Consider the following 15,930-nt stretch of genomic DNA (forward strand, 5'->3'; position numbering starts at 1 on the left):
AGCTGACTAGATTTGTAACAGTCTGTTATCAATGATTCTACCCAAATCCTAACAAGATATAAGGAATTTAGAACATATTATCTAATACAGACACTTGAAGGATAAAATGAAATCTTTAACTTCTGGAAGTACTATTATTACTCAAAATGATGAATCTCCATAGAATTAATGAAACTATAAATCAAACGGAACTATAATGAAAAAGAGGCCAAGCAATCAGGATTTAAAATCCTAAAAACGCATAGTATCAGGTATTGAAACCTTGATAATATGCGTTTTATTATGGAAATATTTCCCATTTTCTCTATTTCTAATGACTTACTTCAGCTTCTTATCTCTTGGAAAGAACAACAAAGATATGAACTGGCACATGCTACACCTCATAAACTGCGACATACAGGAGCAACGCTTGCTAAACAAGCAGGAATGAGCTTAGAAGCTATTTCTGAAGCTCTAACACACAGTGACACAGGAACAACACAGATTTACGTAAATACTTCTAATGTAGTTCCTATGACAGTAGGTGAATTTGCTTTAAAGTCTCTAAAACAATAAGGTAAAAATAAGGTAAATTTTTCAAAAAAACACGAAAAAAGCACCCATAAGGTAAACTTTTGAGTGCTTTGAAACGTTGATATAATCGTATTGATTAACGTTTTGAGGCAACTGACCTTGTCAGGTTGCAGCCACATTTGTAAGCGACTAAAGTCGCAACAACTGTGTCAATTGCACCAATTTAGTAAAAAAGTACAAAAAAGAACACCCCGAAAGGTGCTCTTTGTAAGTACAGTAATTCTTTCGAATTAACGTTTACTAAATTGTGATGCTTTACGAGCTTTCTTAAGACCTGGTTTCTTACGTTCAACTTTACGTGAGTCACGTGTAAGAAGTCCTGCACGTTTCAATGAATCGCGGAAGTCTGGGTCTACTTGAAGAAGGGCACGAGCGATACCGTGACGGATAGCTCCTGATTGACCAGCGTATCCACCACCTACAACGTTAACGAAAACGTCGTATGAACCTGCAGTTGAAGTAACTGCGAATGGTTGGTTGATTACAAGACGAAGGTCAGCGTGTGGGATGTACTCTTCAACATCTTTTTTGTTAACAGTGATTTTACCAGTTCCTGGAACAAGGCGAACGCGTGCAACAGCGTTTTTACGACGTCCAGTACCTGCATATTGTGCTTGTGACATACTTTATTGTTCCTTTCCTTAGATAAGTCCTGAAATATCAAGAACTTCTGGTTGTTGTGCAGCGTGAGTGTGCTCAGCTCCAACAAATACTTTCAACTTCATACCTTGAGCGCGCCCAAGAGTATTGTGTGGAAGCATACCTTTAACTGATTTCTCGATCAAACGTACTGCATTTTTAGAACGAAGTTCACCTGCAGAGATTTGTTTCAATCCACCTGGGTGGTTTGAGTGAGTGTAGTAGATTTTATCAGTTGCTTTTTTACCAGTCAATTTAACTTTTTCAGCATTGATAACAATCACAAAGTCACCTGTATCAGTGTGTGGTGTAAATGTTGGTTTGTTTTTTCCGCGAAGTACGCTAGCAACTACTGCAGAAAGACGTCCAAGTGGTACATCAGTTGCGTCAACTACGTACCATTTACGTTCAACTTGGCCTGGTTTAGCCATAAATGTTGTTTTGTTCATGATTTCTCCTATATATAGTTCGATTTTTGTTTACAGTGATGGGTGTTCCTTCCCATCGAAAAGTATTTGGAAGGTTCCGGGGCCTTTCAAATGGGGTAAACAATACCGCCTACTATAATACCAAATTTCACCCCTAAAAGTCAATAGATATGAAAAATATTTTTCTAAATTCCACTCTTTTTATCTCTAAAAAACCTCGCTTTCGCGAGGCTCTTCTATTTATAAGCTAAGGCACGTTTAAATGTTTTCCAAATCCCTAAATCATCCGTTTGAAGGACTAGGCTGGCATACATGCGTCCGATAAATCCTGTTGCTACCACTGCAAAAATCACTGTAATCGCAAGTGAAATCCATGCTTCTACTCCCCCTGCATAGCCATTAATGGTTCTAAATGGCATAAAGAAGGTCGAAATAAAGGGAATATAAGAACCAATCTTCAAGATGAGATTGTCACCAGCTGCACCTAGAGCTGTCACTCCAAAAAAACCACCCATAATCAAAATCATCAAAGGCGACAAGGCTTTTCCTGAGTCCTCAGGACGAGAAACCATAGAACCTAGAAAGGCTGCCAAGACGACGTACATGAAAAGACTAAGCAAAATAAAGAACAATGTATTCAGTGAGAAAGCATCTCCCAAGTGATCTAAAACACCAGACTGAGCCAAGAATGGCAAATCTTTAAAGAGCAAAATGGCTGCCAGACCACCTACAACATAAATCCCGATATGCGTTAAAATCACCAGAAACAGAGCCATCATCCGCGCATAGAAATAGTGACTAGCCCTTATGCTAGAAAAGACGACTTCCATAATTTTAGTGCCTTTTTCACTGGCAACTTCCTGAGCTGTTACACCCGCATAGGTAATCAGAATCATATAAAGAAAGAATCCTAAGGCGCCTGCTGCCATTGTTTGAATAAACTTTTTATTTTCCTTGGATTCATCAATTTTCTCCGTAAAGTTAACTGTTTGTTCCAAGCGTTTTTCCTGTTCTTGTGACAAATTGGCTGCCGAACGATTGAGTTGATCTTGAAGCTCATTTAACTTGCTCGTTACTCCTAGCTTAATAGCAATCTCAAGGGAAGTTTCACCGTGATAAACTGCCTTCAAGACACTATCCTCTTGGTCAATGGTCAGATAGCCTTTTAATTTTTCATCCTTGATAGCAGCTTGAGCACTTGCTTCATCCTTGTAGTCAAAATTGAGACCATTGGTAGATTTGAGACCTTCTGTCACAGCTGGAACCGTGCTAATCACTGCTATCTTACCACTTTGAGCCATTGATGAGCCTTGGAGATAGCCAATTCCTCCAGAGAGACCGATAAACAAGAATGGTGAAATCACCATAAAGAAGAAACTCCACGATTTGACATGTCGAAGATAGGTTTCCTTGATTACAACCCACATATTTCTCATACTTCCACCCCTGATTCTAGTTTAAAGATTTCATCGATTGTTGGCGCTTGCTGGTCAAAGGTTGCGATATATTGCCCTTGAGTCAAGATTGGGAAGAGTTCCCTTCCAGCGCTCTCATCCTCTAAGATCAATTTCCAACTGCCTTGTTTGGTCAAGCTCACCTGTTTAACATGAGGAAGTTTTTCCAATTCTTCCTTGCTTCGTTCACTTGAAACAAAGAGACGCGTTTTCCCATATTGATTTCGGACATCCTGAACTGGTCCATGCAAGACCACACGGCCATCTCGGATCATGAGAATATCGTCACAAAGCTCCTCGACGTTGGTCATGACATGGTCAGAAAAGATGATGGTTGCCCCACGTTCTTTTTCTTGAAAAATGACTTGCTTGAGCAATTCTGTATTGACTGGGTCCAATCCACTGAAAGGCTCATCCAAGATAATCAAGTCTGGTTCATGAATCAGAGTAATGATGAGCTGAATCTTCTGCTGATTTCCTTTTGACAGACTCTTGATTTTATCTGTCAGCTTCCCTTTCACTTCCAACCTCTTCATCCATTGAGGGAGTTTTTCCTTAACCTCCTTGGCATCCATACCTTTTAGAGTCGCCAAATAGCGAACTTGCTCAAGGACTGTCAATTTAGGCATAAGACTGCGTTCTTCAGGCAGATAGCCAATCCGAGCGTAGGTCTCCTGACGAATATCCTGACCATCTAGACTGATTTCTCCTTGGTATTCTAAAAACTTCAAAATACTGTGGAAAATCGTTGTCTTCCCAGCACCGTTTTTCCCGACTAGTCCCAAAATACGACCTGGTCGCGCTTGAAAGTCAATACCAAACAAAACTTGCTTGGATCCAAAACTTTTCTCTAGACTTCTTACTTCTAGCATCTTTCACCTCCGAAATGTCTTTCACTCATTATACTCCTTTTTGATAGCCTTTACAATGATTTCTGTCCATTTTAGAAGACTAATGCTATGTAAAATATGGCCTGGAGCACTTTTATACTCAATGAAAATCAAAGAGCAAACTAGGAAGCTAGCCGTAGGTTGCTCAAAACACTGTTTTGAGGTTGTAGATAAGACTGACGAAGTCAGTCACATATATACCGCAAGGCGAAGCTGACGTGGTTTGAGGAGATTTTCGAAGAGTATTAGTGATAAATCCATTATACAGTAGCAAACTTAATTTATCCACTCTGCTCCTCAACTGTCGATTTTTGATCCTGAATTGTTATTTGAAAAGCAAAAATCCACCCGTCAAACGGGTGGTTTGTACCAGTGCTATAAGCCCAAATTACCAGCTAGCGCCTAAAGACGCTAGCTTTCACTTTGTTCAAGCCTCATTGCTCTTGACTCGTCACTTGCCTCTTAAAGAGGCTTTAGTATTACTTACCACTATCCCTAAAGGGATCCTCATATTCTTTTACACTCAATTTATCTAGTGCTATATCATGCTTTACTCATTCTCAAATTTTCATACTCGTGAAGAAATCATCCACTGGATAATTTCTTTAATCTTGAATATATTTCTTAATTGTGGCTTCATTAAGCCCTACTGTACTTACATAATAACCTTCCGCCCAGAAATGCCTATTCCCAAACTTGTACTTGAGATTGGAGTGTTTGTCAAACATCATGAGTGCACTTTTTCCTTTTAAATAACCCCTGAAACTCGAAACACTTATCCTTGGTGGAATACTTACTAACATATGTACATGCTCTGGCACTAAGTGACCCTCGATAATTTCAACTCCTTTATAACTACACAAACGATGAAATATTTCGCCTAAACTACTTCGATATTGATTATAGATGACTTTTCGTCTATACTTAGGGGTGAACACAATATGATAGAACAGTGCCACTTTGTGTGCGATAAACTATGAGCCTTTTGTGCCATATTTTTCTCCTTTCGCTTTACAATTGGCTTGAACACCTTTATTGTATCGCGTTTGGAGTTTTTGGGGTATAACCTTCGACGCGCACCCGCATAGCGAGTGGTTTTTTTGTCTCGCACCTAACGGAGCGAGACGGACTGAAAGTCACATAAAAAAAAATCCACCCCAAAGGATGGATTGATACTTTAACGCACTTCTGCATTGACTTTTTCTTCGAGCGAAGCTTGGATTTTTTCCATGTAGCGTGCGACTTCTTCGTCCGTTAAGCTATCTTCTGGATTTTGGAAAGTCAAGCTATAAGCCATTGACTTCATACCAAGTCCCAATTTTTCGCCTGAGAAGACGTCAAAGAGTTTGATATCTGTCAAGCGTTTCACACCGGCAGCTTGGATAGCGTCCACAACTTCTTGGTGAGTGACTTCTGCCTTGAGGAGAAGGGCAACGTCACGGCTAACTGCTGGGAATTTTGTGATTTCCACAAATGGAGTAGCAGGTTGAAGGGCAGCCTCGATGGCTGAAAGGTTGAGCTCAGCCACATACGTTTCTGGAATATCGTAGGCCTTAGCAGTGACTGGGTGTACTTGGCCAAGGAAACCAAGAACTTGGTCACCGAGTGAAATGACTGCTGTACGACCTGGATGAAGGCTAGCAATTTCAGATGTTGCTGTATAAGTTACTTGGAGGCCCAAACGAGCAAATAGCGTTTCAAGGATTCCTTTAGCATAGAAGAAATCAACTGGAACTGCTGCTGTTTGGAAATCTTTTTCAGCAACCAAGCCTGTCAAGGCAAAGGCAAAACTGTTGATCTCATTTGGAAGTTCTTCTTTTGGATTACCAGTTTGTTCAAAAACTTTCCCAATCTCATAAAGGGCCAAGTTTTTATTCTTACGAGCTACGTTGTAGGCAACGGTATCAAGGATACCAGAAATCATATTTTGACGGAGGACAGAACGGTCCACTGTCATTGGCCACATGAGTTCAGTAAGGTTACTTGGTTGAGCCGTAAACTCAACTGCTTTTTCAGGAGTTGTTAGAGCATAGGTGATGATTTCTGTCAAACCTGCTCCTTCAGCAATCGTACGAACCTGACGGCGGAGTTTTTGTGTGGCTGTCAATTCGCCAGCTGTCCCATCGTCTTTTGGAAGGCTGGTTGGCAAGCGGTCATATCCATAGATACGAGCAATTTCTTCAAAGAGGTCTGCCTCGATAGTGATATCCCAGCGACGACGTGGGACGCTGACTGTAAAGCTATCTGCATTTCCAGAAAGGCCAAAGCCAAGACGACGGAAAACATCTTCGATATCAGCATAAGAAAGCTCAGTTCCGAGGACACGGTTAACATCAGCAAGAGTTGAAGAAACTTCCACATCAGAGGTATCAAGTTCACCCGCTGAAACGATACCTTTACGCACCGTCGCACCTGCAAGTTCTGCAATCATGCTAGCTGCCGCATCAAGGGCTTCATTGACTGTTGCCACATTGATCCCTTTTTCAAAGCGAGAAGACGATTCTGAACGAAGGTTGAGGCGACCACTAGTCTTGCGGATAGATTTTCCATTGAAGACTGCAGCTTCAAGGACGACACGACTAGAGTTTTCAGAGATTTCTGTTGCTTGACCTCCCATGACACCTGCAAGGGCTACTGGCTTGTCTGCGACAGTGATAACTAAGTCATTCACGTCCAAGTCACGTTCTTCACCATCTAAAGTCACCAATTTTTCACCAGCACGCGCTTCACGTACACGGATGTCATTGCCTTCAAAGGTGTCCAAGTCAAAAGCATGCATAGGTTGACCAAAGTAGAGCAGGATATAGTTTGTCACGTCCACTACGTTATTGATTGGACGGATACCTTCATTCATAAGAAGATTTTGCAACCATTGTGGACTTGATGCAATAGTCACATTGTCCAAGATACGAGCTGCATAATAAGGCGCCTTGTCTGTCTCAATACCTACAGAAAGAGTATCTGCTGCAGCTTGGTCAGTTTCTGAAAGAGTAAATTCTTTAAAGTTGACTGCCTTATCATAGATAGCTGCTACTTCGTGAGCCACCCCACGCATAGAAAGGGCATCTGCACGGTTGGGTGTGATAGAAAGTTCGATGATTTCATCATCCAAGTCTAGGTATGAGAAGACTTCCTCACCTGGAACGGCATTTTCTGGCAAGATTTGGATGCCATCTGCGAATTCCTTAGGTACAACTGAGTCAGAAATTCCTAATTCACCAAGTGAACAGATCATCCCAAGTGACTCAAAACCGCGGATTTTCCCTTTTTTGATCTTGTAATTGTCAGCAATGCGAGCTCCCGGAAGTGCCACCATGACCTTGATGCCTGCACGCACATTTGGGGCACCACAGATGATTTGACGGGCTTCTTCTTCGCCAACGTTAACCTGACAAACATGGAGGTGAGTTTCTGGCACATCTTCGCAAGACAAGACCTCACCGACGACAATTTTTGAGAGACCAGCAGCAGGTGATTCGACACCTTCTACCTCGATCCCTGTAGTTGACATTTTTTCAGCCAACTCTTGTGATGGCACATCAATGTCCACCAATTCTTTTAACCATTTATAAGATACAAGCATAATTTAGTTTTCCAGAATGACAGTTGCCACTCTAGTTCTTTTCCTTTCCTATCATTTCAATAGAAGAATCATCTTCTTACCTTAATTTCTTTCTCAGTAACCAATCCGTATCTACTTTTTGACCAACCATAAAATGATGTTGGCTAAATTTTTCAAAACCATATCGATTATAAAACGCTTGAGCTTTTGTATTATGCTCCCAAACACCTAACCAAGCCCAGGAAAAACTATTTTTTGTAGCAAGTTCAAGAGCAAATTCAAACAGTTGCTTACCTAGTCCAAATCCTTGGAATTTTTGTAGCACATAGAGACGTTGAATTTCAAAAGCATTCTCTAATTCTCTCTCAGTCTGAGCACTTCCCCAGTTGACTTTGAGAAAACCAGCTATCTCCTCTTCATGCATAATGAAATAGGTTTCGGAGTCAGGATTTTCCAACTCAGTTGACAAAACTCTCAGACTATAAGCCTCTTCAAAGTATTCCTGTAACTGCTCTTCCGTATTATCATGAGCAAATGTTTCACGAAAGGTTTGTTTGGCAATTTTAGCCAACACCTCAACATCTGCCATTTCTACTTTTCTAATCATTATTTAAACTGTTCTGAGAAGCGGACATCTCCTTGGTAGAATCCACGGATATCGTTGATTCCGTAACGGAGCATAGCTACACGCTCTTGTCCAAGACCAAAGGCAAATCCAGAGTAAACAGTCGCATCGATACCACTCATTTCAAGGACACGTGGGTGAACCATACCGGCCCCCATAATTTCGATCCAACCAGTTTTCTTACATACGTTACAGCCTTCTCCACCACACTTGAAGCAAGAAACATCCACCTCAACAGATGGCTCTGTGAATGGGAAGTAAGATGGACGCAGACGGATCTGACGCTCTTCACCGAACATTTTTTGCACAATCAACTGAAGGGTTCCTTGAAGATCAGCCATAGAGATATTTTTCCCAACAACCAAGCCTTCAATTTGGTGGAACTGGTGACTGTGGGTCGCATCGTCCGTATCACGACGGAACACACGCCCTGGTGAGATCATTTTCAAAGGACCTTTAGAGAAATCATGGGCATCCATAGCACGCGCTTGAACTGGAGACGTGTGGGTACGGAGCAAGATTTCTTCAGTGATATAGAAAGTATCCTGCATATCACGGGCTGGGTGGTCTTTGGGAAGGTTCATACGTTCAAAGTTATAGTAGTCTTGCTCCACTTCAAAACCATCCACGACTTGGTAACCCATCCCAATGAAAATATCTTCGATTTCTTCACTGGTTTGTGTCAAAACGTGACGGTGACCAGTCGCAACTGGACGACCTGGAAGTGTCACATCGATGCTCTCGCTAGCCAGTTGAGCTGCGACTTTCTTTTCTTCCAATAGTTTAGCTGTTTCTTCAAAAGCAGCTGTCAAGACATCACGAGCTTCATTGACGTGTTTCCCAATGATTGGACGCATCTCAGCAGAGACATCTTTCATCCCTTTGAGGATTTCAGTGAGCGAACCCTTTTTACCAAGGACAGAGACACGCAATTCTTGCATCTCTTTTTCATTTTCAGCAGAAATCTGCTTCAAGCTAGCCAGCGTTTCTTCGCGAAGCGCTTTTAATTGTTCTTCAATAGTTGACATAATTCCTCCATCAGTCGCTTATCAGATAAAAAGAAAACCACATGCCAAAAACTCCACTCGGAGCGTTGACACGCGGTACCATCCGTTTTCATCTGACAAGTCAGACCTTCATTTCTAAATCCATGCGCAAGTGAATTCACCCAGCTTTCATATAGAGAGCTTGCAGTCACGGCTCTCCTCCCTGATATACTTCCCTTGAGTTACTAGTCTTGCAGATTTCTATTCAATTACTACATAGTTTATCAGATTTTAAGTTAAAAAACAAGTTAGATTAGACTAATTTCAGTATAAAACTCGTTCCTTTTTCTGTTGCTCCATTTTCCACAAATCCAAGCGACTTGAAACACCTCCTAGAAGCATGATTGTAGGTGTAGATTTCCTTGACTCTCAATTCTCTCCATCCTTTTACTCGAGCCAATTCAATCAAAGCACTTAGAATCTTTTTTCCAAGTCCTCGATGTTGGTAAGCGGGATTCCCAATCACAATGGGGAAATTATCCTGAGATAGTGTAACATCCCCAATTGGAAACCATTCTCCCTTCTCCTTGACTTCAATCCAAAAAAGTTCACCATGCTGATCCAAATAGGAATACATGGCTTCCAAAGTTTCTTGACTATAAGGAAGCTTCACCCCATCTACGAGGTAAACCAAGTCCACATTCTGATACCAAGCAAAAGCTTCCTCACAATGATTGACCTTACAATAAGGAACGAGACGTAGTGAATTATCTATTTGTAAAATCTGTTTCATCTGCTTTCCTTTTCAATAAGAGAGTTGCTGCTTGATTAAAACCCTCACACCAGTTATACCATTTTGCTTCATACTCATCTTGAGGTAAGATATGATTTTTTAAATCCAGAACAGAGTAAATCTTTCTTTCCTCACAAGCTTGCGCATAGAGATGATATAGTTCATCACCACCATCTCTATCCCACTCAGCAGAAATCGTATCTTGACCTGCCAATAAAGTCTGATAGGCCCTGTGATGCCCATCTGTAATCAACAAGCAATTTCCAAACGCAAGAATACTAATTGGATCAACATTGTTTAGTTCTACAGACTGATAAAGCATCTGAATATCTTGCAACTTCTTTTCTGATAAATATAGTTGAGTCGGATGAAGATCTGCTATACTGACTTTCATTTCTTTCTCCTCAAGGGAATTTGATACTCACTTCTGCTTGCCTTTAAATCGCCATTGGAAGCGGAGCTTATCATAAAAGGGAAACTCGATAAACAAGACTCCCAAACCCACACAGAGACTGGCAAGGACATCTGATGGATAATGAACTCCCAGATAAACCCTTGATACCAGCACACTGACTAGATAGAGAGCAAGTACGATTTGCACGATTTTTCTCCAGACTGGATTTTTCATCCGTTGACTAAGAATAACAATCAGAGAACCAACCATCAAGGTTACAGCCAGAGAATGGCCACTTGGGAAGGAAAATCCCTTCTCCTCAACCAAGTGTAAAATAGCTGGTCGTGGGCGCTGGTAGATATTTTTAAAGGTCACGATTAAAAGACCTGCCAAAACCAGATTTCCTAGCATGAAGAAACTTTCTATCTTCCATCGCTTACGATAAAAGATAAAAGCTGTAATGACAACCCAAGTGATAATCACTGGGATATCAATCAAGCGTGTGATGGCCCTGAAAAGAATAGTCAAGTAATCTGGCAAGTCTCCTCGAACAGCAGTCTGAATCGGTTGGTCAAAACCGACCAGCGTTTCAGGGTAAAATTTGACCATGTAGCCAAGAATAACGAAAAGTAAAAGGGCAAAACTGCCCTTCATTAAAAATGTTTGTTTATCTTTCATAATGTTTTAAGGTTGGTTTCAAGAGAACATACAACAACCAGAATGAAACGGAAAAGATTACACCCTCAATCAAGTTAAAAGGCAACACCATAGTCATTAGGTAGTTGGAAAGTCCCAAAATTTTTCCAATATCAAAGTTAGCAAACTTAGCGTACAAAGGAACAGCATAAACATAGTTAAGAACCAACATAGCCACGGTTAAACCAATAGTTCCAGCTAAAGAGCCTAGTAGGAAACGAAGAGTTGTCCGTTCCTTTTTCCAAATCAAAGCAAATACGATGACAAAAACTCCCAAAGCTACGATATTCATCGGCAAACCAATGTAAGTATTCACTCCCTGGCTGTTAAGAAGCAATTTCAAGAGTGAGCGAAGCAAGAGAACTCCTAGAGCAGCAGGCAAATCCATGACCACCAGACCAACAAGGACTGGCAAGATACTAAATTCGATCTTGAGGAAGGATGCCGCTGGCAAGAGCGGAAAGTCAAAGTACATCAGCACAAATGAGATGGCTGATAAGATCGCAATGGTCGAAAGTCGACGTGTGTTTGTCATAACAGGTTCCTCCAATTTTCTATAAAATCAGAAGAAGTTAGAAAGGATTCCTCTATCTATTCTCACTTTTTATATCCCAAAAGTTCCCTCTCACTCTATTAAGGAAATCCAAGCAAGCGGTTACAGTTCAGCTATAAATCTATCAGAACAGACAAAGCTATTCTTTCGTCTTCTCCCATCCAGACTATACTGTCGGTTGTGGAATCTCACCACATCAGCTTGCGCTCGCGGACTTATTTGGCTAAGATATTTTAGATTTATCTAGGCGTCGCAGTCGAAGATAATACTTAAAGTATATCGAGACAAGACAACGACGAGAAAGCTAAAATAGCTAGTCAAATTTACCGCCGGTCGGGAATTTCACCCTGCCCTGAAGACTCTTTTATCATAACAAAAAACGCTTGCAAGCGCAAGCATTTTGTTCATTTTCATTTTCATTTTTTATTTCAATTTATCCACTTCATAGGTATGAACAAGCTCAAGACCTGCAAAGTTCTGCTGGCGAAGAGCCTCATAGACAATCATGCAGACAGTATTAGACACATTGAGACTGCGGACATGTTCATCATTCATAGGAATACGGAGAGCTTTCTCAGGATGTTCTCGCATAAAGTCCTCAGGCAAGCCCTTGTCTTCACGTCCAAATAGAAAATAATGGTCTTCGTTAGTCGATAAATCCACATCAGAATACACTTTCTCAGCGAATTTCGAAATCAGATAGAGTTTTCCCTTCATCTGAGGCAGGAAATCCTCTAAACTCTCGTAAAAATAAATCTCTAGCTTATCCCAATAATCCAAACCAGCTCGCTTCATCTTACGGTCATCGATAGGAAAGCCCATGGGCTTGATGATGTGGAGGGGAGAATTGGTTGCAGCGCAAGTACGCGCGATATTGCCTGTATTTTGTGGAATTTGGGGTTCAAATAATACAATGTGATTTGTCATGACTTGCTTCCTTTTACCATTGCAAAAAAATAGCCACACTGCCCGGAGTCAAGCTCAGCAAACAGCGTGGTTAAGGCATCGTTAACTTACCTCACAACAGGTTTGAAGTAAATCAGCGAAACTACTTTCTTAGTATAACACTTTCAGAATCATTGTCAATAGAAACGACTTGATTTTTTCAATTTTTTCAAGCTATTTCCAAGGGTTGTAAAATCGTCCCTGATTCTGCAAGATAAGTAGTAAACTAGCTACTAAAAACGCAGCTGCCAAGAGCAAGGTAATATAATCTCCTTTTTTCAAGGCCTGATAACTATACCAAGTGCGTTTTTTCTCTTTCCCAAAGCGTCGAAGTTCCATGGCGGTCGCAATGGTATCAATGCGTTCTAGCGAGCTAAAAATCAAGGGCGTAATAATGCGCAGATTGCCTTTGATTCGTTGCATAAGAGAAGCTTTCTTGGATAATTCCATCCCACGCGCTTCCTGAGACATCTTGATAGTAAAGAATTCTTCCTGCAAATCTGGAATATAGCGCAAGGTCAGGCTGACTGAATAGGCAATCTTATAAGGCACACCAATTTGATTTAAACTGGAAGCAAACTGACTAGGATGAGTTGTCATCAAAAAGATAATAGCCAGAGGAATAGTGCAAAGATACTTAATGACCAGATTTAGCAGATAAAAGAGTTCTTGGCTGGTCAGAGTGTAGGCTCCGATTCCCTGCCAAATCACACTTCTCTCTCCGTAAAGTCCAACCCCATACTCGGGAGAAAAGAGATAGACCATCAAGACATTTAAAACGGCAAATACCGTCGCAAAAACGGCCACAAAGGAAACATCTTTAAAGCGGATTTGTGATAAATAGAGGAGAAAAACCGAAAAGATGGCAATCAGAACAAGTAGTCTAGTATCATAGCTAATCATGGCCGCCAATGATACAAGGATGAAAAAGAGGAGTTTAGCAGCTCCTGACAAGCGATGAATCACAGTATCTCTATGCTGGTAACCAATTAGTTTAGCTTGCATCCTTCTCTCCTTTCTTTATAAAATGCCGTTAAAGCAAGTGGATCCACGTCGAGTTTCTTTGCCAAGTTGAAGATAGAAGTTTCTTTTAGATTGGCTTTTACTAACAGCTCAGGATTGCTCAAGAGACTAGCTGGATCAGTATCGGCAATCAATTCCCCATCCACCATGACAAGAGCCCGATCTGAATAATCCAGCATCAATTGCATATCATGGGTAATCATGACAATGGTATGACCTTTTTGATGCAGTTCTTCGAGAAATTCCATAATCTCAGTATAGTTCTTCTGGTCTTGGCCTGCAGTCGGTTCATCTAAGAGAATGATTTCAGCTCCTAAAACCAAAATCGAGGCAATAGTGACACGTTTTTTCTGACCAAATGACAGGGCAGAAATAGGCCAATTACGGAATTCATAAAGCCCACAGATTTTCAAAGTTTCATAGACTCTCGTTTCAATTTCCTGCTCGTCCACACCTCGCAAACGAAGTCCCAGAGCCACCTCATCAAAAATCATATTGGTCGAAATCATTTGATTGGGATTTTGCAGCACATAGCCTACTCGTTCCGCCCGCTCTGCAACAGAATCTCCTTTGATATCCTGTCCTTCCCAAAGATAGCGGCCTTCCGTCTGAATAAAGCTACTTAAGGCCTTGGCTAGGGTTGACTTCCCTGCCCCATTTTTTCCGACAATAGCAATTTTTTCGCCCTTTTTAATATCTAAATGTAGGGATTTTAAAATTGGTCTATCATCATAAGAAAAAGACACGTCCTCTAATTTAAAGAGTGACTGCAATTCTGGGGTTTCTTTTGCCAGTTCATTCTGCAACTGAACCTGACCTTTTGAGATAGACAAGTTGTCCAAATTTGCTAATTGTTCTTCCTTAGCTAAATCCACACCTAATTGACGGAGAGTCGTTAGATAAAGGGGTTCCCGAATTCCATTTTGTGTCAATAAATCAGTCGCCAGTAACTGGTCAGGACTCCCATTAAAGAGGATACGGCCATCGTTGATCAAGACAATCCGATCCACAGGGCGATGCAGAACATCTTCCAAACGGTGCTCGATAATAAGAGTCGTCGTCCCCTCCTCCTTATGAATCTGGTCAATCAATTCGATAATCTCCTGACCTGACTTGGGATCCAGATTGGCGAGTGGCTCATCAAACAAGAGAATCGGACTCTCATCAATCAAGACACCAGCCAGACTGACTCGCTGCTTTTGTCCACCTGACAAATCCTGAGGACGCTGATTCAGCAAAGAAATAAGATCCAGCTTTTCAGCCCATTTATGAACACGATCTTTCATCTCATCTAGGGCTGTTACATCATTTTCCAGAGCAAACGCCAAATCTTCTGCCACGGACAATCCGATAAACTGCCCATCTGTATCCTGCAAAACTGTACTGACTAGATGAGATTTATCATAGATACTCATATCAAAGGCTGCTTGCCCCTTGATCAAAAATTCTCCAGACATCTGCCCCTTGTAAATATTGGGAATAATCCCATTCAAACACTGACCCAAGGTAGACTTACCTGACCCAGATGGACCAACAATTAAGACTTTCTCTCCCTTGTAAATGGTCAAATTCATCCCTTGCAAGGTCGGTTCTTGTTGCGTTTCATACTGGAAAGAGAAATCCTTCCACTCAATTATAGCTTCTTTCATCTTACTCTCTTCATTCGCTTCTTAGACTTCTATTTTATCATAAATCGAACCCTTCTTGCAGTCTCTTCTCTTAAAATCTTAGCGCCAAAAAGATTCCTAGCCTAGCTAGCTTGACTAACTAATCTATAAACATCGAAAAAGACTGGTTGCCCAGCCTTCCCCATCATTTTAGTCCTTTTTCAAACTTCCTGCACGAGTTTGAGTTCCTGCATAGGCAAGCAAGAGAAGAGTACCTGCAATAGCTACAGATACACCATTAGCAATTCCCGCAACAATTCCTTGTGCAAATACTTTTTCTGCCGCTTCTTGATAAATCACAACATCTCCAAGTGGTGCCAAGACACCCCAAACAAGAGCATTTGCAAGTAGTTGAATGAGATTAAAAATAAGAATATCTTTCCAGTCAAAGACACCATTGATCACGCGAACGTACTTTCTAAATAGCCCCACAGCTAGACCAAAGAGGCCGCTAGCGATAATCCAAGTCCACCACAAACCGTAACCAGCAATAGCGTCCTTCACCGCATGCCCAATTAAACCAACAAGTAGCCCCACTAGAGGACCAAAAATGATAGACAAGAGACTCTGTACCGCATACTGAAGCTGGATACTTGTATTTGGAACAGGTGTCGGAATGCTGATCATCCCGATGACAACAAAGAGCGCAGCTCCAACACCGATAGCAACAACTTGTTTAATTGATTGATTTTTCATCTATAT

General features: G+C 41.2%; 16 protein-coding genes, 1 pseudogene and 1 riboswitch. Of the genes and pseudogenes, 1 reads left to right on the forward strand and 16 read right to left on the reverse strand.

Features of this window, described 5'->3' with window-relative positions; all coding sequences use genetic code 11:
- Nucleotides 1–270 precede the first annotated feature (270 nt).
- Nucleotides 271–555 (forward strand): tyrosine-type recombinase/integrase, encoded by a 285-nt coding sequence (locus HT722_RS01500; protein WP_173277099.1) that lies wholly within the window; start codon nucleotides 271–273, stop codon nucleotides 553–555.
- Between the two features lie 248 nt (nucleotides 556–803).
- On the opposite strand, the gene rpsI is transcribed toward HT722_RS01500, so the two are convergent.
- The 16 genes and pseudogenes from rpsI to HT722_RS01580 form a co-directional block, all read right to left on the reverse strand.
- Nucleotides 804–1,196 (reverse strand): 30S ribosomal protein S9, encoded by a 393-nt coding sequence (rpsI, locus tag HT722_RS01505; protein WP_000075964.1) that lies wholly within the window; start codon nucleotides 1,194–1,196, stop codon nucleotides 804–806.
- Between the two features lie 18 nt (nucleotides 1,197–1,214).
- Complete coding sequence (rplM, locus tag HT722_RS01510; protein WP_001044624.1) at nucleotides 1,215–1,661, reverse strand: 50S ribosomal protein L13; 447 nt, start codon at nucleotides 1,659–1,661, stop codon at nucleotides 1,215–1,217.
- A 215-nt stretch (nucleotides 1,662–1,876) separates the two neighbouring features.
- Nucleotides 1,877–3,076 (reverse strand): ABC transporter permease, encoded by a 1,200-nt coding sequence (locus tag HT722_RS01515; protein ID WP_173277101.1) that lies wholly within the window; start codon nucleotides 3,074–3,076, stop codon nucleotides 1,877–1,879.
- Complete coding sequence (locus HT722_RS01520; protein WP_050241923.1) at nucleotides 3,073–3,966, reverse strand: ABC transporter ATP-binding protein; 894 nt, start codon at nucleotides 3,964–3,966, stop codon at nucleotides 3,073–3,075. The genes HT722_RS01515 and HT722_RS01520 overlap by 4 nt, the downstream gene beginning before the upstream one ends.
- 497 nt (nucleotides 3,967–4,463) lie before the next feature.
- Nucleotides 4,464–4,978 (reverse strand): annotated as a pseudogene (tnpA, locus tag HT722_RS01525) (IS200/IS605 family transposase).
- Nucleotides 4,979–5,161: 183 nt separating this feature from the next.
- On the reverse strand, nucleotides 5,162–7,567 hold the full coding sequence (pheT, locus tag HT722_RS01530; protein ID WP_173277103.1) for a phenylalanine--tRNA ligase subunit beta: 2,406 nt from the start codon (nucleotides 7,565–7,567) through the stop codon (nucleotides 5,162–5,164).
- A 76-nt stretch (nucleotides 7,568–7,643) separates the two neighbouring features.
- The gene (locus HT722_RS01535; protein ID WP_173277104.1) at nucleotides 7,644–8,153 is read right to left on the reverse strand and encodes an N-acetyltransferase; all 510 of its coding nucleotides are present in this window, start codon (nucleotides 8,151–8,153) and stop codon (nucleotides 7,644–7,646) included.
- Entirely contained in the window at nucleotides 8,153–9,199 is a 1,047-nt protein-coding gene (pheS, locus tag HT722_RS01540; RefSeq protein ID WP_173277106.1) for a phenylalanine--tRNA ligase subunit alpha, read from the reverse strand. Before pheS ends, HT722_RS01535 begins: the two co-directional genes overlap by 1 nt.
- Before the next feature lie 271 nt (nucleotides 9,200–9,470).
- Nucleotides 9,471–9,950 (reverse strand): GNAT family N-acetyltransferase, encoded by a 480-nt coding sequence (locus HT722_RS01545; protein ID WP_000809632.1) that lies wholly within the window; start codon nucleotides 9,948–9,950, stop codon nucleotides 9,471–9,473.
- On the reverse strand, nucleotides 9,925–10,344 hold the full coding sequence (locus HT722_RS01550) for a chromosome partitioning protein ParB (RefSeq protein ID WP_173277108.1): 420 nt from the start codon (nucleotides 10,342–10,344) through the stop codon (nucleotides 9,925–9,927). The genes HT722_RS01545 and HT722_RS01550 overlap by 26 nt, the downstream gene beginning before the upstream one ends.
- A 27-nt stretch (nucleotides 10,345–10,371) precedes the next feature.
- Complete coding sequence (locus HT722_RS01555; protein WP_240146907.1) at nucleotides 10,372–11,022, reverse strand: phosphatase PAP2 family protein; 651 nt, start codon at nucleotides 11,020–11,022, stop codon at nucleotides 10,372–10,374.
- On the reverse strand, nucleotides 11,012–11,575 hold the full coding sequence (locus HT722_RS01560; RefSeq protein WP_000185834.1) for an ECF transporter S component: 564 nt from the start codon (nucleotides 11,573–11,575) through the stop codon (nucleotides 11,012–11,014). The genes HT722_RS01555 and HT722_RS01560 overlap by 11 nt, the downstream gene beginning before the upstream one ends.
- Before the next feature lie 163 nt (nucleotides 11,576–11,738).
- Nucleotides 11,739–11,957, reverse strand: a riboswitch (FMN riboswitch).
- 59 nt (nucleotides 11,958–12,016) lie between these two features.
- Nucleotides 12,017–12,520, reverse strand: a complete 504-nt coding sequence (locus HT722_RS01565; RefSeq protein ID WP_173277110.1) for a tRNA (cytidine(34)-2'-O)-methyltransferase — start codon at nucleotides 12,518–12,520, stop codon at nucleotides 12,017–12,019.
- A gap of 192 nt (nucleotides 12,521–12,712) precedes the next feature.
- Nucleotides 12,713–13,543, reverse strand: a complete 831-nt coding sequence (locus HT722_RS01570) for an energy-coupling factor transporter transmembrane component T (RefSeq protein ID WP_173277112.1) — start codon at nucleotides 13,541–13,543, stop codon at nucleotides 12,713–12,715.
- On the reverse strand, nucleotides 13,528–15,210 hold the full coding sequence (locus HT722_RS01575; protein WP_173277114.1) for an ABC transporter ATP-binding protein: 1,683 nt from the start codon (nucleotides 15,208–15,210) through the stop codon (nucleotides 13,528–13,530). Before HT722_RS01575 ends, HT722_RS01570 begins: the two co-directional genes overlap by 16 nt.
- A 168-nt stretch (nucleotides 15,211–15,378) precedes the next feature.
- Nucleotides 15,379–15,924, reverse strand: a complete 546-nt coding sequence (locus tag HT722_RS01580) for an ECF-type riboflavin transporter substrate-binding protein (protein ID WP_173277116.1) — start codon at nucleotides 15,922–15,924, stop codon at nucleotides 15,379–15,381.
- Between the last annotated feature and the right edge of the window lie 6 nt (nucleotides 15,925–15,930).

It is taken from the genome of Streptococcus sp. 53, from assembly GCF_013276565.1.
GTDB lineage: Bacteria > Bacillota > Bacilli > Lactobacillales > Streptococcaceae > Streptococcus.